The organism is Streptomyces sp. SP18CS02 (assembly GCF_036322365.1).
Lineage (GTDB): Bacteria > Actinomycetota > Actinomycetes > Streptomycetales > Streptomycetaceae > Streptomyces.
The window spans coordinates 116801-137629 of sequence record NZ_JAQYXC010000262.1; the positions used below are offsets into that span (position 1 = coordinate 116801).

At 72.5% G+C, this 20829-nt stretch carries 22 protein-coding genes; 18 read left to right on the forward strand and 4 right to left on the reverse strand.

All coding sequences use genetic code 11. The features are described from left to right. The first annotated feature begins 150 nt into the window (after positions 1-150). The 14 genes from PUR26_RS06300 (at position 151) to PUR26_RS06360 (ending at position 13526) form a co-directional block, all read left to right on the forward strand. Complete coding sequence (locus PUR26_RS06300; protein WP_329870001.1) at positions 151-1935, forward strand: nickel-dependent hydrogenase large subunit; 1785 nt, start codon at positions 151-153, stop codon at positions 1933-1935. Continuing rightward, positions 1932-2519: a hypothetical protein gene (locus PUR26_RS06305; protein WP_329870003.1), complete on the forward strand. Its 588-nt coding sequence runs from the start codon at positions 1932-1934 to the stop codon at positions 2517-2519. Before PUR26_RS06300 ends, PUR26_RS06305 begins: the two co-directional genes overlap by 4 nt. Beyond that, the gene (locus PUR26_RS06310; protein ID WP_329870005.1) at positions 2516-3184 is read left to right on the forward strand and encodes a DUF5947 family protein; all 669 of its coding nucleotides are present in this window, start codon (positions 2516-2518) and stop codon (positions 3182-3184) included. The genes PUR26_RS06305 and PUR26_RS06310 overlap by 4 nt, the downstream gene beginning before the upstream one ends. Then, entirely contained in the window at positions 3181-3882 is a 702-nt protein-coding gene (locus PUR26_RS06315) for a DUF6084 family protein (RefSeq protein ID WP_329870007.1), read from the forward strand. Before PUR26_RS06310 ends, PUR26_RS06315 begins: the two co-directional genes overlap by 4 nt. Then, a complete protein-coding gene (locus PUR26_RS06320) occupies positions 3879-5318 on the forward strand; it encodes a hypothetical protein (protein WP_329870009.1) in 1440 nt (479 codons plus the stop codon). The genes PUR26_RS06315 and PUR26_RS06320 overlap by 4 nt, the downstream gene beginning before the upstream one ends. After that, a complete protein-coding gene (locus PUR26_RS06325; protein ID WP_329870010.1) occupies positions 5315-5863 on the forward strand; it encodes a hydrogenase maturation protease in 549 nt (182 codons plus the stop codon). Before PUR26_RS06320 ends, PUR26_RS06325 begins: the two co-directional genes overlap by 4 nt. A gap of 10 nt (positions 5864-5873) precedes the next feature. Then, complete coding sequence (locus tag PUR26_RS34610) at positions 5874-5978, forward strand: DUF6893 family small protein (RefSeq protein WP_443076988.1); 105 nt, start codon at positions 5874-5876, stop codon at positions 5976-5978. Between the two features lie 256 nt (positions 5979-6234). Then, positions 6235-6633: a hydrogenase maturation nickel metallochaperone HypA/HybF gene (locus PUR26_RS06330; protein WP_329870012.1), complete on the forward strand. Its 399-nt coding sequence runs from the start codon at positions 6235-6237 to the stop codon at positions 6631-6633. A gap of 2 nt (positions 6634-6635) precedes the next feature. Continuing rightward, the gene (gene hypB, locus PUR26_RS06335; protein WP_329870015.1) at positions 6636-7505 is read left to right on the forward strand and encodes a hydrogenase nickel incorporation protein HypB; all 870 of its coding nucleotides are present in this window, start codon (positions 6636-6638) and stop codon (positions 7503-7505) included. Next, positions 7502-9916 carry a carbamoyltransferase HypF gene (hypF, locus tag PUR26_RS06340; RefSeq protein ID WP_329870016.1) on the forward strand — a complete coding sequence of 805 codons (2415 nt, stop codon included), beginning with the start codon at positions 7502-7504 and terminating at the stop codon, positions 9914-9916. Before hypB ends, hypF begins: the two co-directional genes overlap by 4 nt. A gap of 56 nt (positions 9917-9972) precedes the next feature. Beyond that, positions 9973-10329 carry a HypC/HybG/HupF family hydrogenase formation chaperone gene (locus PUR26_RS06345; protein WP_329870018.1) on the forward strand — a complete coding sequence of 119 codons (357 nt, stop codon included), beginning with the start codon at positions 9973-9975 and terminating at the stop codon, positions 10327-10329. Beyond that, positions 10326-11450 carry a hydrogenase formation protein HypD gene (gene hypD, locus PUR26_RS06350; protein WP_329870020.1) on the forward strand — a complete coding sequence of 375 codons (1125 nt, stop codon included), beginning with the start codon at positions 10326-10328 and terminating at the stop codon, positions 11448-11450. Before PUR26_RS06345 ends, hypD begins: the two co-directional genes overlap by 4 nt. Beyond that, positions 11443-12522, forward strand: a complete 1080-nt coding sequence (gene hypE, locus PUR26_RS06355; protein WP_329870022.1) for a hydrogenase expression/formation protein HypE — start codon at positions 11443-11445, stop codon at positions 12520-12522. The genes hypD and hypE overlap by 8 nt, the downstream gene beginning before the upstream one ends. Before the next feature lie 221 nt (positions 12523-12743). Beyond that, complete coding sequence (locus PUR26_RS06360) at positions 12744-13526, forward strand: polysaccharide deacetylase family protein (protein ID WP_329870024.1); 783 nt, start codon at positions 12744-12746, stop codon at positions 13524-13526. 42 nt (positions 13527-13568) lie between these two features. On the opposite strand, the gene PUR26_RS06365 is transcribed toward PUR26_RS06360, so the two are convergent. Next, positions 13569-14168 (reverse strand): helix-turn-helix domain-containing protein, encoded by a 600-nt coding sequence (locus PUR26_RS06365; RefSeq protein ID WP_329870026.1) that lies wholly within the window; start codon positions 14166-14168, stop codon positions 13569-13571. Positions 14169-14295: 127 nt separating this feature from the next. Next, positions 14296-14682, reverse strand: coding sequence for a hypothetical protein (locus PUR26_RS06370; RefSeq protein ID WP_329870027.1), 387 nt, complete (start codon positions 14680-14682; stop codon positions 14296-14298). 301 nt (positions 14683-14983) lie between these two features. On the opposite strand from PUR26_RS06370, the gene PUR26_RS06375 reads away from it, so the two are divergent. From PUR26_RS06375 to helR, 3 genes are all read left to right on the forward strand, one after another. Further along, a complete protein-coding gene (locus PUR26_RS06375; protein ID WP_329870029.1) occupies positions 14984-15379 on the forward strand; it encodes a DUF2267 domain-containing protein in 396 nt (131 codons plus the stop codon). Positions 15380-15456: 77 nt separating this feature from the next. Then, entirely contained in the window at positions 15457-16017 is a 561-nt protein-coding gene (locus PUR26_RS06380) for a VanZ family protein (RefSeq protein WP_329870031.1), read from the forward strand. A 412-nt stretch (positions 16018-16429) separates the two neighbouring features. Then, positions 16430-18577 carry an RNA polymerase recycling motor ATPase HelR gene (helR, locus tag PUR26_RS06385; protein ID WP_329870033.1) on the forward strand — a complete coding sequence of 716 codons (2148 nt, stop codon included), beginning with the start codon at positions 16430-16432 and terminating at the stop codon, positions 18575-18577. Positions 18578-18653: 76 nt separating this feature from the next. Here the strand turns inward: helR and PUR26_RS06390 are convergent, their stop codons facing one another. Next, a complete protein-coding gene (locus tag PUR26_RS06390) occupies positions 18654-19508 on the reverse strand; it encodes an RNA polymerase sigma factor SigF (protein WP_329870035.1) in 855 nt (284 codons plus the stop codon). A 351-nt stretch (positions 19509-19859) separates the two neighbouring features. Here PUR26_RS06390 and PUR26_RS06395 point away from each other — a divergent pair, with 351 nt between their 5' ends. After that, the gene (locus tag PUR26_RS06395; protein ID WP_329870037.1) at positions 19860-20273 is read left to right on the forward strand and encodes an ATP-binding protein; all 414 of its coding nucleotides are present in this window, start codon (positions 19860-19862) and stop codon (positions 20271-20273) included. Positions 20274-20315: 42 nt separating this feature from the next. Here PUR26_RS06395 and PUR26_RS06400 read toward each other — a convergent pair whose 3' ends face one another. After that, positions 20316-20642: a hypothetical protein gene (locus tag PUR26_RS06400; RefSeq protein WP_329870039.1), complete on the reverse strand. Its 327-nt coding sequence runs from the start codon at positions 20640-20642 to the stop codon at positions 20316-20318. Positions 20643-20829 lie beyond the last annotated feature (187 nt).

The following is a 20829-nucleotide window of genomic DNA, read 5'->3' on the forward strand; positions in this document are numbered from 1 at the left end:
CGCGCCCCAGCCGCCCGGGCCCGTGCGCACGCCGGGTCCGGGCCGCCCGCACACCCCTGGGCGCGACCAGACCTCCTGCGCACCCGACCTCCTGCGCACCCGAACCCCCCTCGAACCCTCGACCCCTCGAAGAAGGGCACGGCAGACACGATGGCACCGACGACGAAGGCGGCCGGCGACGGCAGTGGCCTGGTGGAAATGGCCTGGGACCCGATCACCCGAATCGTGGGCAGCCTCGGTATCCACACCAAGATCGACTTCAAGCAGAAGCGGGTCGCCGAGTGCTACAGCACCTCGTCGGTCTTCCGGGGCTACAGCGTCTTCATGCGCGGAAAGGACCCCCGGGACGCGCATTTCATCACCAGCCGCATCTGCGGCATCTGCGGCGACAATCACGCGACGTGTTCGGTGTACGCGCAGAACATGGCGTACGGCGTGAAGCCCCCGCACCTGGGTGAATGGATCATCAACCTCGGCGAGTCCGCCGAGTACATGTTCGACCACAACATCTTCCAGGAGAACCTGGTGGGGGTCGACTACTGCGAGAAGATGGTCCGCGAGACCAACCCGGGCGTCCTGGAACTGGCCGAACGCACCGAGGCGCCGCACGCGGGGGACCACGGCTACCGCACGATCGCCGACATCATGCGGTCGCTGAACCCCATCGAGGGCGAGTTCTACCGCGAGGCCCTCCAGGTGAGCCGGTACACCCGCGAGATGTTCTGCCTCATGGAGGGCCGCCATGTGCACCCCTCCACGCTCTACCCGGGCGGCGTCGGCACCATCGCCTCCGTCCAGCTCTTCACGGACTACCTGAGCCGGCTGATGCGCTACGTCGAGTTCATGAAACGTGTCGTCCCCCTCCACGACGACCTCTTCGACTTCTTCTACGAGGCCCTGCCCGGCTACGAGGAGGTGGGCAGGCGCCGCGTGCTGCTGGGCTGCTGGGGCGCGCTCAACGACCCCGAGTACTGCGACTTCACGTACGCCAACATGACGGACTGGGGGCGGCGGATGTTCGTCACGCCCGGTGTCATCGTCGACGGCAAACTCGTCACCAACGACCTCACCGAGATCAACCTCGGCATCCGGATCCTGCTCGGCAGCTCGTACTACGAGGACTGGCAGGGCCAGGAACAGTTCGTCACCCACGACCCGCTCGGCAATCCGGTCGACCCCCGCCACCCGTGGAACCAGCACACCATCCCCGCCCCCCAGAAGCGGGACTTCAACGGCAACTACAGCTGGGTGATGTCCCCGCGCTGGTTCGACGGCAAGGACTACCTCGCCCTCGACACCGGCGGCGGCCCCATCGCCCGCCTGTGGTCCACCGCCCTGTCCGGGCTCGTCGACACCGGCTACGTCAAGGCCACCGGCCAGAGCGTGGTCATCAACCTGCCCCGCACGATGACCAAGCCCGAGACGACCTTCGAATGGAAGATCCCGCGCTGGAGCAACGCGCTGGAGCGCAACCGCGCCCGCACCTACTTCCAGGCCTACACCGCGGCCATCGCACTGCACTTCGCGGAGAAGGGGCTGGAGGAGGTACGGGCCGGACGTACCCAGACCTGGGAGAAGTTCGAGGTCCCGGACGAGTCCATCGGCGTCGGCTTCACCGAGGCCGTACGCGGCGTCCTCTCGCACCACCTGGTGATCAGGGACGGCAAGATCGCCAACTACCACCCGTACCCGCCCACGCCGTGGAACGCCAGCACCCGGGACACCTACGGCACCCCCGGCCCCTACGAGGACGCCGTTCAGAACACACCGATCTTCGAGGAGAACACGCCGGAGAACTTCAAGGGGATCGACATCATGCGCGCCGTACGCAGCTTCGACCCCTGCCTGCCCTGCGGTGTCCACATGTACGTCGGCGAGGGCAGGACCGTGCAGAAGATGCACGTGCCCACGGGGCTGAGCGGCCTGGCCGGATGAGCGCGGTCGACGCCGAGCAGGCCGGACGGCGGGTCGAGGAGGTTCTCGACCGGCTGGCCGCCACGGGCGACGAGGCGGTGTGCGAGGCCGCCGAGGAACTGGTGCGCGGCCTCATGGACTTCTACGGCGCCGGGCTCGCCCGCATCGTCGGCCATCTGGACGGCGGCTCCGCCGGGAAGAAGCCGCCGGGCGGGTCCCTGGCCGCGCTGCTCGGCGACGAACTGGTCGCGAGCCTGCTGGTCCTGCACGACCTGCACCCCGAGGACAGCGCCACCCGCATCGTCCGCGCGGTCGACTCCCTGCCCCAGTACGCGCTGCGGATCGTGGAGTTCGACGACACCACGGCGACGCTCCGGCTGCGGACCTCCGCCGGCCCGGGCTGCGGTTGCGCGAGCACCGGCGAGGAAGCCCGGCAGGCCGTCGAGGACGCCCTCGCCTGTTTCGCTCCGGAGGTGAGGTCCGTGGAGCTCCTGCCGCCCGAACCGGACCGGGAGCCGGCCCTCCTGCAGATCGGAAGAGCCCCCGGCACCAGAGCCCCCGGGGCCGGCACGGCCACCGGACCCGCACCGGCGCAGGCACCGTGAGCGCGCCCACGACGCGGACGCGTTCCGCCGGACCGGCCGCGGGCGCCCGCGGCCTGCGCAGGTTCCTGACGGAGCGGCCGCCCCGGCAGGAACGGTGCGAACTGTGCGGGGTGGCGGTGGCCGAAGGCGGCCACCGCCACCTGGTGGACACCGAGAAGCGCGCGCTCGCCTGCGCCTGCGTCCCCTGCACCCTCCTGTTCGACCGGCCGGGGGCAGCGGCAGGCCGCTTCCGCGCGGTGCCCGACCGCTTCCTGACCGATCCGGACCACCACCTGGACGACAGTGCGTGGGAACTCCTCCAGATCCCGGTGAGCGTCGCCTTCTTCTTCCGCAACGCGGCGCTCGACCGGCTGGTCGCGCTCTACCCGAGCCCCGCCGGTGCGACCGAGAGCGAACTGGAGCCGTCGGCCTGGTCGGCGGTGCTCGACGGCAGCCGGCTGGCCGGTCTGCTCGAACCCGACACGGAGGCGCTGCTCCTGCGCCGCTCCCAGGGCCGGTCCGAGTGCTACCTCGTGCCGATCGACATCTGCTACGAGCTGGTCGGCCGCATGCGCCTGCGGTGGCAGGGATTCGACGGAGGCGCCGAGGCACGGGCCGATCTGGACGCGTTCTTCGAACACGTCCGCGAACGCGTCCGTACGGTCCCCGAGGAGGACCGGCCGTGACGGAGCTCGCCTTCACCTGCACCGGTGTACGCGCCGACCGGTACGCCGCCGGACCGACCCTGGTCTTCCGGCTGCGCGTCACCGCCGCCGGCAACGCCCGGGTGCACGCCCTCGCGCTGCGCTGCCAGATCCGGATCGAGCCGTCCGGACGCGGCTACGAACCCGAGGAGGCTCAGGCCCTGACCGACCTGTTCGGCGAGCGCTCGCGCTGGGGCAGGACGCTCCAGCCGCTCCAGTTCGCCCAGGTCCCCCTCATGGTCCCCGGCTTCACCGGAGAGACCGAGACCGACCTGGTCGTGCCCTGCACCTACGACATGGACGTCGCCGCCGGCCGGTACTTCGACGCGCTCGCCGGCGGCGAGGTGCCGCTGCTGATGCTCTTCTCCGGGACCGCCTTCACCGGAACGGGCGGCTTCCGCGTCGAGCCGGTGCCGTGGGACCGCGAAGCGGCCTTCCGGATGCCGGTGGCCGTATGGCGCGAGATGGTCGAGCAGCACTTTCCCGGCTGCGGCTGGATCAGGCTGTCCCGCGACACGATGGACGACCTGCTCGCCTTCCGGTCGCGGCGGGCCCTCGCCTCCTGGGAGGCCACGCTCGGCGCCCTCCTCGCCGCCGCGGAACCGCCCCGGCCGCCACGACCCGACCGGGTCCTGACCCGTACGGTGCCTCCCGGCGCCGCCGGAAGGAAGGCGCCGTGAGCGCGACCACGTTCGCCCCGCGGACCGAGGCGCGGTTCGCCGTCGCGCGGCAGGTGGCCGACGCCGTCCTCTTCGAGGGCTACGTGCTGTACCCGTACCGGGCCTCGGCGGCCAAGAACAGGCTGCGCTGGCAGTTCGGCGTGCTCGTGCCGCCCGCCTGGGGCGCGGAGTGCGAGGAACACGACTTCCAGCACACCGAGTGCCTGATGGAACCCAGGGGGAACGCGACCCTCGCGGTGGAGCTGCGGTTCCTGCACGCCCGGCGGCGGACCGTGCAGCGGGCCCGGCCGGAAGGCGGCTTCGAGACCGTTCCCGAACTGCGCCTGGCGGACCGGGTCCTGATGCCCTGGGACGAGGGTGCCGAGGAGCACGTCGAGGTGGTCGCCACGATGGCCGAACTGGCGGAGGACGGTCTCACGGTCCCCTTCACCCGGCCCGCCCGCGAGGAGACCGAGCCCGTCCTCGACGAGGCAGGACGCACGGTCGGCCGCCTGGTCCGCCGGTGCGAGGAGATCAGCGGCGCCGTACGGCTCTCCGCCCGCGAACTCGACGGCCCCTACCGCGTGATGCGGCTGACCGCCGTCGTGGAGAACACCAGCACCTGGACGCCCCCCGAGGGCAGGTCGGCCGACCGCGACGCGGCGCTGCCGCGGTCCCTGGTCGCCGCGCACCTCCTGCTGGCCCTCGACGCCGGATCGTTCCTCTCGATGACCGACCCGCCCGAATGGGCCAAGGGAGCCGTCGCGGCCTGCCGCAACCTGCACACCTGGCCGGTGCTCGCCGGTGAACCCGGCCGCGCGGACCTGGTGCTGTCCTCGCCGATCATCCTGGAGGACCACCCGGCCATCGCCCCCGAGAGCCCCGGAGCGCTCTACGACGCCACGGAGATCGACGAGATCCTCGCGCTGCGCACCGCGGCGCTGACCGACGAGGAGAAACGCGAGGCGCGCGGCACGGACGACCGGGCGGCCGCGGTGATCGATCTGGCCGACTCCCTGCCCCCCGAGGTGCTGGAGCGACTGCACGGCGCGGTGCGGGGGCTGCGGGAGGTCACCGGAGCCGGCGCCCCGCCCGCCCCCCTCCAGGCCGCCCCGGGGATGGCGGACGAGTCCGCAGTGGTGCCCCCCGACACCCCGTGGTGGGACCCGGCCGGCGACGCCGGCTTCGACCCCGCCCGCGACCGGGTGGTGGTGGACGGCCGGTCGCTGGGCGCCGGCAGCCGCGTGCTGCTGCGCCCGGGCCATCGCCGTACCGACGCGCAGGACCTCTTCCTCCAGGGCCGCAGCGCCAAGGTGGAGGCGGTGCTGCACGACGTGGACGGCCAGGTGCACCTGGCGGTCACCGTCGAGGACGACCCGGGCGCCGACATCCGCCGGGAACAGGGCCGGTTCCTGTACTTCCAGCCCGACGAGGTCAGCCCCCTGGAGGACGCGTGACCCGGCCCGCGCAGGACGCGGCCCGGGTGCTCGTGGCGGGCGTCGGCAACATCTTCCTCGGCGACGACGGGTTCGGCGTCGACACGGTACGCGCGCTCGCCGGGCGCCCGCTGCCCGAAGGGGTGGAGGTCGTGGACATCGGAGTGCGCGGAGTCCACCTCGCGTACCGGCTCCTCGACGGCTACGACACGCTCGTCCTGGTGGACGCGACGGCACGCGGCGGCGACCCGGGCACGGTCTATCTGATCGAGCCCGCAAGCCCGGCGGCGGGCGGGCCGCCGAGCGCTCTGCTCGACGGACACCGGATGTCCCCGGACGCGGTCCTGGCCCTGCTGGAGACCCTCTGCGCCGGAACCGGCGCGCGTCCGCCGCGGCGCGTCCTCGTGGTGGGCTGCGAGCCGGCGTCCGTGGAGGAGGGCATCGGGCTCAGCGCGCCGGTGGCCGACGCGGTGCCCGAGGCCGTACGGCTGATCGAGGACATCCTGCGGGACGGCGAGCGCGGAGCGCCCGCGCCGTCGGCCACGGCCGGCGAGGCCGCGACATGAGGAGAAGAGCATGAAGAAGAACATCATCTGCGGCGCGATCACCGTCGCCCTGCTGGCCGCCCTCGTGCAGGTGCTGCCCGACATCAAGCGCTACCTGCGCATCAGCCGGATGTGACGCGCCGGCAACCCCGTCCGGGCACCGCTCCGCCCGGTGCCCGGTGCCCGGTGCCCGGTGCCCGCGGGCGCCGCACTGCACCGAACGGTGTACGTGCGTGCCCGGCCCCGGCGTGCCGGTACGGCCGCCCGCGGGACGCCGCCTCTAATGGGAGCCGGGCGGGCGGCCCACCGCACCCCGTGTCCACAGGAGCGCGACCGCGCCGCCCGCCCCACGGCGGTCGAACAGGACCTGCCTCGGCCCAGGACGGAGTCCGATGCACGAGATGTCCATCGCGATGGCCGTCGTCGACCAGGTGGAGCAGGCGGCGGCACGGGCCGGCGGCGTGACCGCCGTGCGTTCGGTACGGCTCCGGGTCGGTGAGCTGGCCGGTGTGGTCCCGGACGCCCTCGCGTTCTGCTTCGAACTGGCCTGCGCCGGAACCCTCCTCGAAGGTGCCGAGCTGGTCACGGAGTCGGTACCCGGCCGAGCCCGCTGCGCGCCGTGCGCCGGCGAGTGGGCGGTCGGTATGCCGCCCCTGCTGTGCTGCCCGGTGTGCGGCGAGGCGACGGCCGGACTCCTCTCGGGACGCGAACTGCGGATCGCCCGGGTGCACTGGGAGGACGGCCGGACGCACGAGGACGACCCCCGCGAACCGATCTCCGAGGAGTGCTGAACATGTGCCGTGTCGTCGATCTGCAGCAGGCCGTACTCGCCAAGAACGACGCGACCGCGCAGACCGTGCGCGCCGCACTCGCCGCCCGGGGCACCACGGTCGTCAACCTGCTCTCCAGCCCCGGCAGCGGCAAGACCGCGCTGCTGGAACGCGAACTGCTGCTGGCGCGGGAGAGGTCGGTGCCCGTCGCGGCGCTCACCGCCGACCTGGCCACGGAGAACGACGCCGTACGGCTCGCCCGTTCGGGCGTCCCGGTCAAGCAGGTCCTCACCGACGGGCTCTGCCACCTGGAGGCCGGGATGCTCACCCGGCACCTGGAGGGATGGCTGCCCGACGACACCCGCCTGCTGTTCGTGGAGAACGTCGGCAACCTCGTCTGTCCGGCCTCCTACGACCTGGGCGAGTCCCTCCGGGTCGTCCTCGCCTCCGTGACGGAGGGCGAGGACAAACCGCTGAAGTACCCGACGGCCTTCGGACTGGCGCACCTGGTGGTGGTCACCAAGACCGACATCGCGGACGCCGTCGAGTTCGACGAGGAGGCGTTCCGCGCCCACGTCCAGCAGGTCAACCCCGGGGTCGACGTGCTCCTGACCTCGGCGCGCCGGGGCGACGGCGCCGGGGCGCTGCTCGACCGCGCCCTGGCCGTCGCGCGGGGTGAGCCCGTCCACGCTCCCGTCATGGCCCTGCGGCAGGAGCCCCACCGGCACGACGACGCCCACGGCCACACCCACCCGGCCGGACACCTCCACGAGGCCGCGCAGGTCCACGACACGTCGTACGGGCGCGACCACGGCCACGCCCACCCGAACTCCGCCGGCCACGCCGACCCCCGCGCCGGCGGTCCGGCCGGCGCGGCACGGTCGAGGCCGTGAGCGATCGGCAGCCCGTCACCGCCGTCGTCGGCGACGCCGTGCAACGCCGACGGGTGACGGTGCGGGGCGTGGTGCAGGGCGTCGGCTTCCGGCCCTTCCTCCACGCCCTCGCCACCGGGCTGGAACTCTCCGGACACGTGACCAACACGGGGGAGGGGGTCGTCACCGAGGTGGAGGGGACCCCCGCCGCCCTGGCGCAGTTCTGCGAGCGGATCAGCGCGCAGGCCCCGCCGCTGGCCAGGGTCGAGTCCGTCGACCACCACCCGGTCCCCGCCACCGGCGGCGCCGGGTTCACCATCATCCCCTCACGGACGGACGGCCCGGCCCGCACCCTGGTCTCCCCCGACACGGCCACCTGCGCCGACTGCCTCGCCGAACTGGCCGATCCGGCGAACCGCCGCCATCGCCACCCCTTCATCAACTGCACCCACTGCGGCCCCCGCTTCACCATCGTCACCGGCCTGCCCTACGACCGCGCCAGGACGACGATGGCCGCCTTCCCGATGTGCCGCGACTGCGCCCACGAGTACGCCGATCCGTCCGACCGCCGTTTCCACGCCCAGCCGGTCGCCTGCCACGCCTGCGGCCCCCGGCTGCGCCTGCTCGTACGGGACGACCACGCCCCGCAGCCGCGTCCCCTCGCCGGGGCCGACCCGATCGCCGGGGCCCGCGCGCTGCTCTCCCGGGGCGCGGTGCTCGCCGTCAAGGGCCTCGGCGGATACCACCTCGCCTGCGATGCCACGAACCCGCGGGCCGTCGCCCTGCTGCGCCGCCGCAAGGCCCGCGGCGACAAGCCGTTCGCCGTGATGGCCGCGAGCCTCACCGACGTCGCGCACCTGGTGCGGCCCGGCCCCCGGGAACGCGAGCTGCTCACCGGTGGCGCGCGCCCCATCGTGCTCCTGCGCCGCCGCCTCGGCGCCACGCCGGGTCCCGCGGCCCCCCGCCTCGCGGACGCGGTCGCTCCGGGCAGCCCGGACCTCGGGGTCATGCTCCCGTACACACCGCTGCACCACCTGCTGCTGGGCCTGCCCGGTGACGCCGACGGACCCCGCCTCCTCGTCATGACCAGCGGGAACGTGGCCGGCGAGCCGATCGTCACGGACGACGCCGAGGCACTCGACAGGCTGGCCCCGCTGGCGGACGCCTGGCTGACCCACGACCGGCCGATCCACGTACCGTGCGACGACTCGGTGGTGCGTGTCTGCGACGGCGAACCGCTGTTGGTCCGCCGGGCCCGCGGCCACGTCCCCCTGCCCCTGCGCCTTCCGGTACCCGTACGGCCGGCCCTCGCGGTGGGAGGGGACCTCAAGAACACGTTCTGTCTCGGGGAGGGGCGCAGCGCCTGGCTGTCCGCCCACATCGGTGACATGGACGACCTCGCCACCCAGCGGGCGTTCGGGCGGGCCGAAGGACTGCTGGAGTCCATCACCGGGGTGGCGCCCGGACTCCTGGCGGCCGACCGGCATCCCGCCTACCGCTCCGGCCGGTGGGCGGGCGTGAACGCCGGCGGACGGCCCGTCGTCCGCGTGCAGCACCACCACGCCCACATCGCCGCCGCGATGGCCGAGCACGGACTGGACGGCACCCGTCCTGTGATCGGCGTCGCGTTCGACGGCACCGGCTACGGCGACGACGGCGCGGTGTGGGGCGGGGAGATCCTGCTGGCGGACTACGACGGCGCCACCCGGTTCGGGCACCTCGCCTACGTACCGCTGCCGGGCGGCGACGCCGCCGTCCACCGGCCGTACCGCATGGCGCTCGCCCATCTGTGGGCGGCGGGAATCCCCTGGTCGCCCGAGCTGCCCTGCGTGGCCGCCTGCCCGCCCGACGAACGACGCGTGCTCGAACGCCAGCTGGAGCGGGGGCTGAACTGTGTCCCCACCTCCAGCATGGGCCGGCTCTTCGACGCCGTGTCCTCCCTCGCGGGCGTCTGCCACCGGGCCGGCTACGAGGCCCAGGCCGCCGTCGAACTGGAGGCGGCCGCGCTGGCCGCGGAGGGCGGGGCCGGCACCGGGTACGCCTTCGCCGTGCCGCTTCCGGGCCCGGACGGCGGGAGTCCCGGGGACGGTGTGGTGAGGGCCGACGCCGCACCCGTCCTCGCGGCGGTCGTCGAGGACCTACGAGCGGGGACGGCGCCCGGCGTCATCGCCGCACGGTTCCACCGCGCGGTGGCCGGCCTCGTCCACCGCGCCTGCGTCATGGCGCGGCAGCGGCACGGCACCAACACCGTCGCCCTGACCGGCGGCGTGTTCGCCAACTCCCTGCTCTCCTCGGCCTGCGCAGGGGCGCTGCGCGAGAGCGGCTTCACCGTCCTGCGCCACCACCGCGTCCCGCCCAACGACGGGGGACTGGCGCTCGGCCAGCTGATGGTGGCGGCCCGTGCCACCGCCCGCCCGCCGGCGGCCGGCTGACGGCCCGTACCGGCGGGACCGGGCGGCAACACATCATCCACAACGAGGAGAAGGCCATGTGCCTGGCGGTACCCGGCAGAGTGCTGGACATCGAGGAACGGGACGGGACCCGGATGGCCACCGTCGACTTCGGCGGCGTGGTCAAGGAGGTGTGCCTGGAGTACCTGCCCGACCTCCGGGTCGGCGAGTACGCCATCGTCCACGTCGGGTTCGCCCTGCAGCGGCTGGACGAGGAGTCGGCCAAGCACACGCTCGAACTGTTCGCCACCCTCGGCCTGCTCCAGGAGGAGTTCGGCGACCCCTGGGAGATGGCGGCGGAGGCCGGCGGGCCTCCGTTCCCCGCCGGTGACGGTCTCCCCGCCGGTGACGGTCTCCCCGGCTGTGACGACGTACCTCAGGAGGTGCGGAAGTGAAGTACATCGACGAATTCCAGGACCCGGAGCTGGCACGGCGCCTGCTGGACGACATCCACTCCACCGTGACCAGGCCGTGGGCGCTGATGGAGGTGTGCGGAGGTCAGACGCACACCATCATCCGCCACGGCATCGACCAGCTCCTGCCCGACCAGGTGGAACTGATCCACGGGCCGGGCTGCCCGGTGTGCGTCACCCCGCTGGAGGTCATCGACAAGGCGCTGGAGATCGCCTCCCGGCCGGACGTCGTCTTCTGCTCGTTCGGGGACATGCTGCGCGTGCCCGGCACGGGCCGCGACCTGTTCCAGGTCCGCGGCGAGGGCGGCGACGTGCGAGTGGTCTACTCACCGCTCGACGCCCTGCGGGTCGCCCAGCAGAACCCGGACCGGGAGGTGGTCTTCTTCGGCATCGGCTTCGAGACGACCGCACCGCCCAACGCCATGACGGTGTACCAGGCTCGCAAGCTCGGCATCCGCAACTTCAGCCTGCTGGTGTCCCACGTCCGGGTGCCGCCCGCCATCGAGGCGATCATGCGCTCTCCCAGCTGCCGGGTGCAGGCCTTCCTCGCGGCCGGACACGTGTGCAGCGTGATGGGCACCGGGGAGTACCCGGACCTGGCAGAACGATTCCGGGTCCCCATCGTGGTGACCGGCTTCGAGCCGCTGGACATCCTGGAGGGCGTGCGCCGGACCGTCCGGCAGCTGGAGCGCGGCGAACACACCGTCGACAACGCCTACGCGCGTGCCGTACGGCCGGAGGGCAACCCCGCCGCCCAGGCCATGCTCGCGGATGTCTTCGAGGTCACCGACCGCGCCTGGCGCGGCATCGGCGTGATCCCCGACAGCGGCTGGCGGCTGTCGGAGCGCTACCGGGAGTACGACGCCGAGCACCGCTTCTCGGTCAGCGGCATCCGGACGCGCGAGCCGGCCGAGTGCCGCAGCGGCGAAGTGCTCCAGGGCCTGCTGAAACCGCATGAGTGCGAGGCCTTCGGCACCCTCTGCACGCCCCGCACCCCGCTCGGCGCCACCATGGTCTCCAGCGAGGGCGCCTGCGCCGCGTACTACCTCTACCGGCGGCTGGACATCACGACCGCAGCCCGGGAGGCGAGCCCCGTTGTCTGAGACCACCAAGCTCCCCGCACCGGCGGCGGACCTCGCCGCGTGGACGTGCCCGGCCCCCCTTCGCGACCAGCGACGCGTGGTCATGGGCCACGGCGGAGGCGGCGCCCTCTCCGCCGAACTGGTCCAGCACGTCTTCGCGCCCGCCTTCGGCGGAGAGGTGCTCGCGCAGCTCGGCGACGCCGCGGCGATCTCCCTCGGCGGTGCCCGGCTGGCGTTCTCCACCGACTCCTTCGTGGTGCGGCCCCTGTTCTTCCCCGGCGGCAGCATCGGCGATCTCGCCGTCAACGGCACCGTCAACGACCTCGCCATGAGCGGCGCCCGGGCCGCCTACCTGTCCTGCGGGTTCATCCTGGAGGAGGGCGTCGAGCTGTCGGTGGTGGCACGGGTGGCCGAGGACCTCGGCGCGGCCGCGCGCGTCGCCGGGGTCGAAGTGGCCACCGGTGACACCAAGGTGGTGGAGGCCGGACACGGCGACGGGATCTTCGTCAACACCGCGGGCATCGGACTCATCCCGCCGGGCGTCGATCTGCGCCCGCAGCGCGTGGTCCCCGGGGACGTGGTGATCGTCAGCGGTGCCATCGGCGCCCACGGTGTGGCCATCATGAGCGTCCGCGAGGGTCTGGAGTTCGGGGTGGAGATCGAGAGCGACTGCGCCGCGCTCGGGGGCCTGGTCGACAGCATGCTCGCCGTCACGCCCGACCTGCACGTCCTGCGCGACCCCACCCGAGGAGGTCTGGCCGCGGCGCTGAACGAGATCGCGGCGGCCTCGGGCACCGGCGTCGTCATCCACGAGCGCAGTGTCCCGGTCCCGCCGCCGGTCGCCAACGCCTGCGCCGTTCTCGGCCTGGACCCGATGTACGTCGCCAACGAGGGCAAGCTGGTGGCGTTCGTCCCCCGCGACCACGCCGACGCGGTCCTGGACGCGATGCGCGCGCATCCGCTGGGAACCGAGGCCCGGGTGATCGGGGAAGCGGTGGAGGCCCACCCCGGGATGGTGGTGGCCCGAACCGGCCTCGGCGCCACGCGCGTGGTCGACCTGCCGCTGGGGGAGCAGCTGCCGCGCATCTGCTGACGGCCCCGTGAGGCAGGGGGGGCCTGCCGCCGCCGCACCACGTGTCCACCTCCGGGGGCAGCCCCGGGGGGCAGCCCGCCGGATGCCCCCGTTTCCCCACGGAATCGTCCGCAATCCGTAACGGAGCGATCCCGCCGCGGCCCTGAGCCGTCCTCATGAGCACGGGCGACGCGACGGCGTCGTCTGTCGGGACAGCGGATGCGGACAAGGGGTGGGGCGGGATGCGGGACACGAACAGCCGTGTACTGGTGGCGGCGCTCGGCGTGGCGGGAGCGACCGTCCTGGCCGCGGCGTGGGTCGCCCAGGCGGGCCCCAGCGAGGCCGTGCCCGCCCCGGCGCGCAAGCCCGCCCCGATCGTCGGGCAGACCTCCGTCCCGGACCCGAAGTTGCCTCCGCCGCTGGTCAGCATGGACATCGCCCACGCGTCGGACCAGGGCCCCAAGGGCGTCAACATCACGATCGACGACGGCCCGGACCCCGTCTGGACCCCGAAGGTCCTCCAGGTTCTGGAGGCGAACGGCGTCAGGGCGACCTTCTGCATGGTCGGCACGCAGGCCCAGGCGCACCCGGACCTCGTCAAGGCGGTGGTCGCGGCCGGCCACGCGCTCTGCGACCACTCCGTGTCCCACGACACGACGATGGACAAGAAGTCGCGCGAGCTCCAGGCCAAGGAGATCACCGAGGCCGAGCGGATGATCACGAACGCCTCCGGGGGAGTGGAGCCGCTCTACTACCGTGCCCCGGGCGGCGCGTTCACCCCCTACAGCCGTCAGCTCGCCGCCTCCCGCGGCATGCGGCCGCTGGGCTGGAACGTCGACTCCAAGGACTTCGAGAAGCCGGGCGCCGACGCGATGGTCGAGACCGTCAAGAACCAGATCTCCCAGGGCCCGACGGTCCTCTTCCACGACGCCGGCGGCGACCGGGGCCAGACGGTCGAGGCGCTGCGCCGGATCCTGCCGTGGCTGAAGGAGCAGGGGTACGGCTTCGGCTTCCCCGTCCGCTGAGCCACCCCGCGGACGGAGAGCCCTGCCCCGGCCGGGGGATCGTCAGTCCGGCCCCGTGGCGTCGTCGGCGCCACGGGGCCGGGCGCGGACGTGTACGCGCTCCCCCTGGGGCCCGAACATGCTGAGGATCTCGACCGGAGCCTCCCCGGTGCTGCCGAACCAGTGCGGCAGCCGGGTGTCGAACTCCGCGGCCTCCCCGGGCTTGAGGACGATGTCATGGTCGGCCAGCACCAGGCGCAGCCGGCCGGCGAGTACGTAGAGCCATTCGTAGCCTTCATGGCTGCGAGGCCGGGGAGTGGCGCGGTCGGTGCCCATGACCATCTTGAACGCCTGCAGTCCGCCGGGGTGCTGGGTCAGCGGCACGATCGTGGCCCCGGCGTGCTCGATCGGCTTCAGACGGACCCGGGGGTCCCCGACCTGTGGCGCGCCCACCAGGTCGTCCAGGGGCACCTGATAGGCCCTGGCCAGCGGCAGGAGCAGTTCGAGGTGGGGCTTTCGGTCGCCCGATTCGAGGCGGGACAGCGTGCTGGTGGAGATCCCTGTGGTCCGCGACAGCTCGGTGAGGGTGATCCCGCGCCCCTTGCGCAACGAGCGCAGCCGGGCCCCCACCGCCGCCAGGACGGCCCCGTCGTCCTTTGCCATACGGGCAAGGGTACTTTGCGGAAGCGCGGGTGGCGGCGCCACGCCGCGGGCGCCGGGATCCGGGTGCCTGGGGAGGCCCCAGGCACCGGACCCCGCTCACCCCTCCGGCCCGGTCCGGACGAAAGCCCTAGCCGGACCGGCGCCCGTGCGGCGGGTCCTGGGGGTCCACGCCGGTGAACGCGGAAGCGTCCTTGGTTCCGCCGGGGCGCCGGGAACGTCCCTTGCGGCCGGTGTCGCGCATGCCCTCCTCGGACTTCTCGGAATACTCCTCCCCACGCGTCGTGTCGCTCTTCACCGCGTCGCCGGGGACCGGCTTCCGCTCCTCCTTGGCGGACGTCCTGCCCCGTCCGCGGCCCGGGGCGTACTCGTCCGGGTGAAAGGAGCGGTGGGCGCTGGGGTTGTCCTGCTGACGGGTCTCGTCCACGTCGGGTGCCCAGCCGTGCTGCTCGGTCCCGCGGTGACGGCTCGGCCCCTCGCCGTGCGAGGGCTCGGAAGGCTTCGATTTCTTGGGCATGAGCCGACCTGCCTCCGGTGCGTGTGGGAGGCGGCGCTCGGCTGCGTACCTCCCTGTCTAGTCGAATACTCCCACTACGTCACTGTATGGGCATATTTCTGATCGGAGTCCGGACCCACGTCCCCGCGGATGTCCGGCCGGCCCCGCCTTCGCGCCCGGACGGTTCCGCCGGGCGGGTGAGCCCCGCTGTCACTTTGCGCGGTCGAGCGGTTCCACCCGGTTTACCGGGGTAAGCGCGCTCTCACGGTGGCCGCCGGGCCCCCCGGAGGCGGTTCGGCGGCCGGAACGATGGGAGCCGATCATGGATGACGCGTCTGCGGAACCGCTGCTCGAACGGGTCCGGCAACGCGGAGGGTACGCCGCGCGGGACGAGGCGGCCCGGGCGGTGCGGGGCGTCCTCGAAGTGCTGGGAGCACACCTCGTGGGCGACGACCGCACCGATCTCGCGCGACTGCTGCCACGGCAGTGCGGGCCCTTCCTCGTCGACGCCCCGCCGGCGAGTGAGCCCCTGACGCCCGCGGGGTTCATCGACGCGGTGGCCGCACGTGACGACGTCGCAGTCCGGGACGCCCGGCGCGCCGTCACCGCCGTGCTCGCGACGGTGGCGGAGGTGGCCGACGACGCGCTGCTGCGTCGCATCCTCACCCAACTGCCGCCCGGACACGCCGGGTTGTTCGGCCGTACCGATCCGGTGTGAGGCGCCGACGGGCGCGTGCCGGTCCGTATCGCGGGTATCGGAAAGTGCAGCATCCTCACCCTGACTGGGGGTTCGTGATGACACGGGCAGTCCCGTACGACAAAGGCGCGAGGGAATCGGGAGGGCGGACGACCCGAGGCAGACCCCTGCTGTCGCCCTGGGTGCGCGCCGTGGTCATGCTGGTGGCCTTCGCCGGGACCGTGGCCTTCGCGGTTCTGCTGGCCAGACTCACGCTGGAGCCCTCGGTGGCGTCGGAGTCGCTGACGCACAGCAATCTGCGCCCCGGCGACTCCATCCGCGACTACCTCGCGCAGCCCGCTTTCCGTGACACCGTCAAGCAGCTCGGCGGCAACATCGTGATGGGCATCCCGTTCGGTCTGCTCCTGCCGGTGCTGGTGCCCCGCGCGCGAGGGCTGCTGCGGGTCCTGGTGGCCACCGCGCTGGTGATGACGCTGGTGGAACTGGTGCAGGGAGCCCTCATCACCGGGCGGGCGTTCGACATCGACGACGTCCTGCTCAACACGACGGGCGCCGTGCTGGGGTACCTGCTGATGGGCCGCCGGCTGGGACGCGCCGTCCATCCCCGGCGCCACCACTGGTGGCACCGCCGCCCCCGACGCGAGGACGCCGTCGACTGACCTCCCCGCCCCGGGGCCGTACGGCCGCGTACGAGCATGCGACTGCCCGGGGGACACGACGAACTCGTCGTGTCCCCCGGGCAGTCGGCCGAGCGGCCTCACATCAGGGGCTTGCCCGTTCGCGCCGGGCGGGGAGGACAGGAGGAACACTCACTCCTTGCCATGTACAACTTATAGCGCACAGGGGGGCTTGCGGCAAGGCCCCGGTCATGCCGCAAAATCGCAGGCCGAAGCCAGGACCTGCGGAAAGAGGAGATTCACAAGGTGCGTGTGCTGTTGTCGGTCCATGGATCGCACGGTAGGCCGAACCGGTGGCGGGACTCGCGCCCCGGGCGCGGGCACGTTGCGCAGAGGCACGGTGCGTCCACGCCGCCGGCCGTCGCGGGTTCTGCCACGGATCGGAGCTGATGCCATGAATCCCCTGATCACCAGCGCGTTCGACCTTCCCGACCGCCTCTCCGCCAAGGCGGACCCGGCGCTGATCGCCGACGACGAGCGGCACTTCGCCGCCATCGCGGAGAGCCTTGAGCAGGCGATCGCCGAACTGTCCGACCGCCTCGACGCCGCCCTCAGGGCGCCCGGCGGTATCGGCCGGGAGGCGATGGAGCGCGACCAGGAGGTCCACCGGCTGACCGGGCGCCTGCGCGCCTTGCGCCGCTTCGGTCTGGACCTGTGCCTCGGGCACATCGTCACGGCGGACGATCCCGAGCCCCTGTACGTCGGCCGGCTCGGCCTCACCGACAGTACGGGCCGCCGGCTGCTGCTCGACTGGCGCTCCCCCGCGGCCGAGCCGTTCTTCGCGGCCACCCACGCCAGCCCGATGGGCCTGACGAGCCGTCGCCGCTACCGCTGGACCCGCGGCAGGATCAGTGACTACTGGGACGAGGTGTTCACCGCCGACGGACTCGAACAGCACGCCGCGCTGGACGACCAGTCCGCCTTCATCGCCAGTCTGGGCGGCACGCGGTCCCCCCGGATGCGCGATGTGCTCGCCACCATCCAGAGCGACCAGGACGCCATCATCCGGGCGGGGTCCCGCGGCGCCCTCGTCGTCGACGGCGGCCCGGGTACGGGGAAGACCGTCGTCGCCCTGCACCGCTCCGCCTACCTCCTCTACTCCGACCCCCGCGTCGGTCACCGCCGGGGAGGTGTGCTGTTCGTCGGTCCGCACCAGCCCTACCTGGGCTACGTCGCCGACGTCCTGCCCAGCCTCGGCGAGGAGGGCGTGCAGACCTGCACCCTGCGCGACCTCGTCGCCGAAGGGCCCTCGGCGGCGATCGAGACCGACCCGGACGTGGCCCGCCTGAAGGCGTCCGTGGACATGGTGAAGGCGATCGAGACGGCCGTCAGGTTCTACGAGGCGCCGCCCACCGAGGGGATGACGGTCTCGACCCCCTGGTCCGACGTCTGGCTGAGCGCCGACGACTGGGCCGAGGCGTTCGAGGCGGCGGGGCCGGGCACGGCGCACAACGAGGCGCGCGAGCAGATCTGGGAGGAGCTGCTCACGATCCTGCTGGACAAGCACGACGGCGACGTCCCGCCCGACCAGTTCCGAAGGGCGTTGCTGCACGACAAGGAGCTGGCCGGGGCCCTCAACAGCGCGTGGCCGCTGCTCGAAGCGGCCGATGTCGTCGGGGACCTGTGGTCGGTGCCCGCCTATTTGCGGATGTGCGCGCCCTGGCTCAGCCCCGACGAGGTGCGGACGCTGCGGCGCGAGGACGCCCAGGCGTGGACGGTGTCCGACCTGCCGCTCCTGGACGCGGCACGGCAGCGGCTCGGCGACCCGGAGGCGTCACGACGCGCGCGCCGGAACAAGGCATCGGTCGCCGCCGAACGCGAGCGCATGGCCGGTGTCATCGACAACATCATCGAAGCCGACGCCGACGGTGAGGGGGCGGTGACGATGCTGCGCGGACGGGACCTCCAGGACAGCCTGGTCGACGAGTCCGCACTGCCGGGCACCGAACCGGACCTGCTCGCCGGGCCGTTCGCGCACGTCGTCGTGGACGAGGCCCAGGAACTGACCGACGCGGAGTGGCAGATGCTGCTGCTGCGCTGCCCCTCCCGGAGCTTCACCATCGTCGGGGACCGCGCGCAGGCCAGGCACGGGTTCACGGAGCCGTGGCGGGAGCGGCTGGAACGGATCGGCTTCGACCGGATCGACGTCGCCTCCCTGAGCGTCAACTACCGGACGCCGACGGAGGTCATGGCGGAGGCCGAGCCGGCGATCCGGGCCGTGCTCCCCGACGCCAACGTGCCGACCTCCATCCGCAGCAACGGCGTCCCCGTCGTGCACGGCTCCGTCGCGGATCTGGACTCCGTCCTCGACACCTGGCTCGCCTCGCACGCCGAAGGGACCGCCTGTGTGATCGGCGATCCCGCGTTCCCGGCGACGTCCCGGGTCCGGTCGCTGACGCCGGAGCTGTCGAAGGGGCTCGAATTCGACCTGGTCGTCCTCGTCGACCCGGAGGAGTTCGGCGAGGGCGTCGAGGGGGCGGTCGACCGCTATGTCGCGATGACCCGGGCGACCCGGCAACTCGTGATCCTCACGAGTCCCTGAACGTCCGGGCGACGGACACGCCCCGGTGACGGCCGCTGAAAGGGGCTCAGCGGCCGCCACCGGGGCGGCCCGGGGCTCAGTGGGTGCTGAGCATCCCTTCACGCAGCCGTGCCAGCGTGCGGGAGAGCAGCCGGGAGACGTGCATCTGGGAGACTCCGAGGCGTTCACCGATCTGCGACTGGGTAAGTTCCTCGACGAACCGCAGGTGAAGGATGTGCCGGTCGCGCTCGTCGAGTTCGGCGATGAGGGGGGCGAGGGCATGGAAGTTCTCGACCAGTTCCATGGCGGGGTCCTCCTCGCCGATGAAATCGGCGAGGGCCGCCTCGCCCTCTTCGTTCTCGCCGTGGATGGCGGCGTCGAGGGAGGTCGAGTTGTAGCCGTTGGACGCCAGCCGGGCCTCGATGACCTCCTCCTCGGTGAGGTTCATCAGAGCGGCCAGTTCGCCGACCTTCGGAGCCCGCCCGAGCCGGGTGCTGAGCTCTTCGGTGGCCTTGGCCAGTTCCACCCGGGCCTCCTGCAGCCTGCGCGGCACGTGTACGGCCCAGGAGGTGTCGCGGAAGAACCGCTTGATCTCGCCGACGATGTACGGCACGGCGAACGTCACGAACTGGATCTCGCGGGAGAGCTCGAAGCGGTCGATGGCCTTGATCAGGCCGATCATGCCGACCTGGACGATGTCCTCCATGTCGTCACCGCGGTTGCGGAACCGGCCGGCGGCGTAGCGGACCAGCGACATGTTCATCTCGACCAGGGTGTTGCGCGCGTACTGGTACTCGGGCGTTCCCTCTTCCAGTACGGCCAGCTGGTCGAAGAAGAGCCTCGACAAGTCGCGGGCGTCCTTCGGTGCCACCTTCTGCGGGTCGGCGATCTGCGGAAGCGCTCCCGTACCGGTGCTCGTCCTCGTGCCGGTAACCGTCTTCGTCGCCGTCATGCTGTCCCTCCTCGTTGACCTGCCGCCCTGCTCCCCGACAGGTTGCTTCGGCGCGCTTACCCCCCTCCCGGCACCTCATGCGTCCTCTTCGCGTCACGGGATGTGATCCCCGTCACTCTCGTGAGGGTGGGGCGCGGGTGGTGCATGCGGTGTGCCGGAGGAGGCCGGGGCGTGCAGGGATCCCGGCGGGGAGCGGTGTCCAGGGTCCGGGCTGTCGTCGCCGACGGGCGGGGCACGCGCGGCAAGTTGACACAAAGGCGCTCAAGTCGCCGCCGTGAGGGCGTTAGACCATCCGCTTCGCGGGCATGTGTTCCTCTCGGACAGAGACCGCAGTACACGGAGGAGGGGCTCATGCGGACACACGACCCGCGACAGGAGGCCGAACCGTCGGACCGCGCGGTCTTCGACAGCCGACCCGAGATCGTCGCGCACGCACGGGATCTCGCGCGCGCATTCCTCGACCGGCTCAGGCCCTCCATGGACGCCCAGTCCGCGGCGAGCGTCGAACTCGTCGTGTCCGAACTCGTCACCAACGTCGTGCGTCACGCACGGAGCGCCTCCTGCGCGCTGCAGCTGCGTGCCCGGCCGGACGCGATCACGGTGGGCGTGGCGGACACGGATCCGCGACTGCCCCGGCAGCGTGTCCCCGACCTCGCGGGCGGCACCGGCGGTTTCGGCTGGCCCATGGTCCAGAACCTGGCCAGGGCCGTCACCGTGACCGTGGGGCCCCAGGGCAAGACGATCCTGGCCGACATGCCCCGATAGCCCCGCACGGCCCCGGGCGGATGCCCCGGCTCCACGGCCGTGTCATCGCCGCCGGACGATCGCGGTGATCGCCGACGCGAGGAGCGCGGGCACCACGCAGACCGCGAGCGAGGTGAAGAACAGGGCATCGACCCACCCGGCGTTCCCTCCGGTGACCGTCCCGTTCGCGGACACGCAGGCCACCTCCGGCGGAAAGCTCCCCCTGACCACCCGGCCGCAGAAGTTGGGCAGATCGTCATTGACGACGTACGCCTTCACCCAGGCCGCCGCCCACGTCAGGAGGAAGATCGCCAGTGAGGCGGCGGAGACGCCCCACAGCAGAGCCGGACGAGCGGGTGACGTATCCGTGTGCGGTGCGATCTCGGCCATGGGACGGAAGGGTACTGCTTCCCGATCGCTGCTCTCCCTGGCCCGATGCCCGGGGAACCCCTCGGCCACGGGCGCCGAATCCGGGGCTGAGCGTGACCTTCTCGCCGTACTTCCCGTTGGTCACGCCACACGCAGCCGATCTGCGGACTCCTCCTGAGTACTCATCTGCCCGCGCGGGGCGCCGTCG

Bases quoted from the DNA above. Each gene is read 5' to 3' on its own strand.
- PUR26_RS34610 (WP_443076988.1), top strand. From the start codon at position 5,874: ATGAAGAAGAACATCATCTGCGGCGCGATCACCGTCGCCCTGCTGGCC.
- PUR26_RS06395 (WP_329870037.1), top strand. From the start codon at position 19,860: ATGCGGACACACGACCCGCGACAGGAGGCCGAACCGTCGGACCGCGCG.
- helR (WP_329870033.1), top strand. From the start codon at position 16,430: ATGAATCCCCTGATCACCAGCGCGTTCGACCTTCCCGACCGCCTCTCC.
- PUR26_RS06365 (WP_329870026.1), bottom strand. From the start codon at position 14,168: ATGGCAAAGGACGACGGGGCCGTCCTGGCGGCGGTGGGGGCCCGGCTG.
- PUR26_RS06360 (WP_329870024.1), top strand. From the start codon at position 12,744: ATGCGGGACACGAACAGCCGTGTACTGGTGGCGGCGCTCGGCGTGGCG.
- PUR26_RS06345 (WP_329870018.1), top strand. From the start codon at position 9,973: ATGTGCCTGGCGGTACCCGGCAGAGTGCTGGACATCGAGGAACGGGAC.
- hypB (WP_329870015.1), top strand. From the start codon at position 6,636: ATGTGCCGTGTCGTCGATCTGCAGCAGGCCGTACTCGCCAAGAACGAC.
- PUR26_RS06370 (WP_329870027.1), bottom strand. From the start codon at position 14,682: ATGCCCAAGAAATCGAAGCCTTCCGAGCCCTCGCACGGCGAGGGGCCG.
- PUR26_RS06330 (WP_329870012.1), top strand. From the start codon at position 6,235: ATGCACGAGATGTCCATCGCGATGGCCGTCGTCGACCAGGTGGAGCAG.
- PUR26_RS06390 (WP_329870035.1), bottom strand. From the start codon at position 19,508: ATGACGGCGACGAAGACGGTTACCGGCACGAGGACGAGCACCGGTACG.
- PUR26_RS06300 (WP_329870001.1), top strand. From the start codon at position 151: ATGGCACCGACGACGAAGGCGGCCGGCGACGGCAGTGGCCTGGTGGAA.
- PUR26_RS06305 (WP_329870003.1), top strand. From the start codon at position 1,932: ATGAGCGCGGTCGACGCCGAGCAGGCCGGACGGCGGGTCGAGGAGGTT.
- PUR26_RS06375 (WP_329870029.1), top strand. From the start codon at position 14,984: ATGGATGACGCGTCTGCGGAACCGCTGCTCGAACGGGTCCGGCAACGC.
- PUR26_RS06380 (WP_329870031.1), top strand. From the start codon at position 15,457: ATGACACGGGCAGTCCCGTACGACAAAGGCGCGAGGGAATCGGGAGGG.
- PUR26_RS06400 (WP_329870039.1), bottom strand. From the start codon at position 20,642: ATGGCCGAGATCGCACCGCACACGGATACGTCACCCGCTCGTCCGGCT.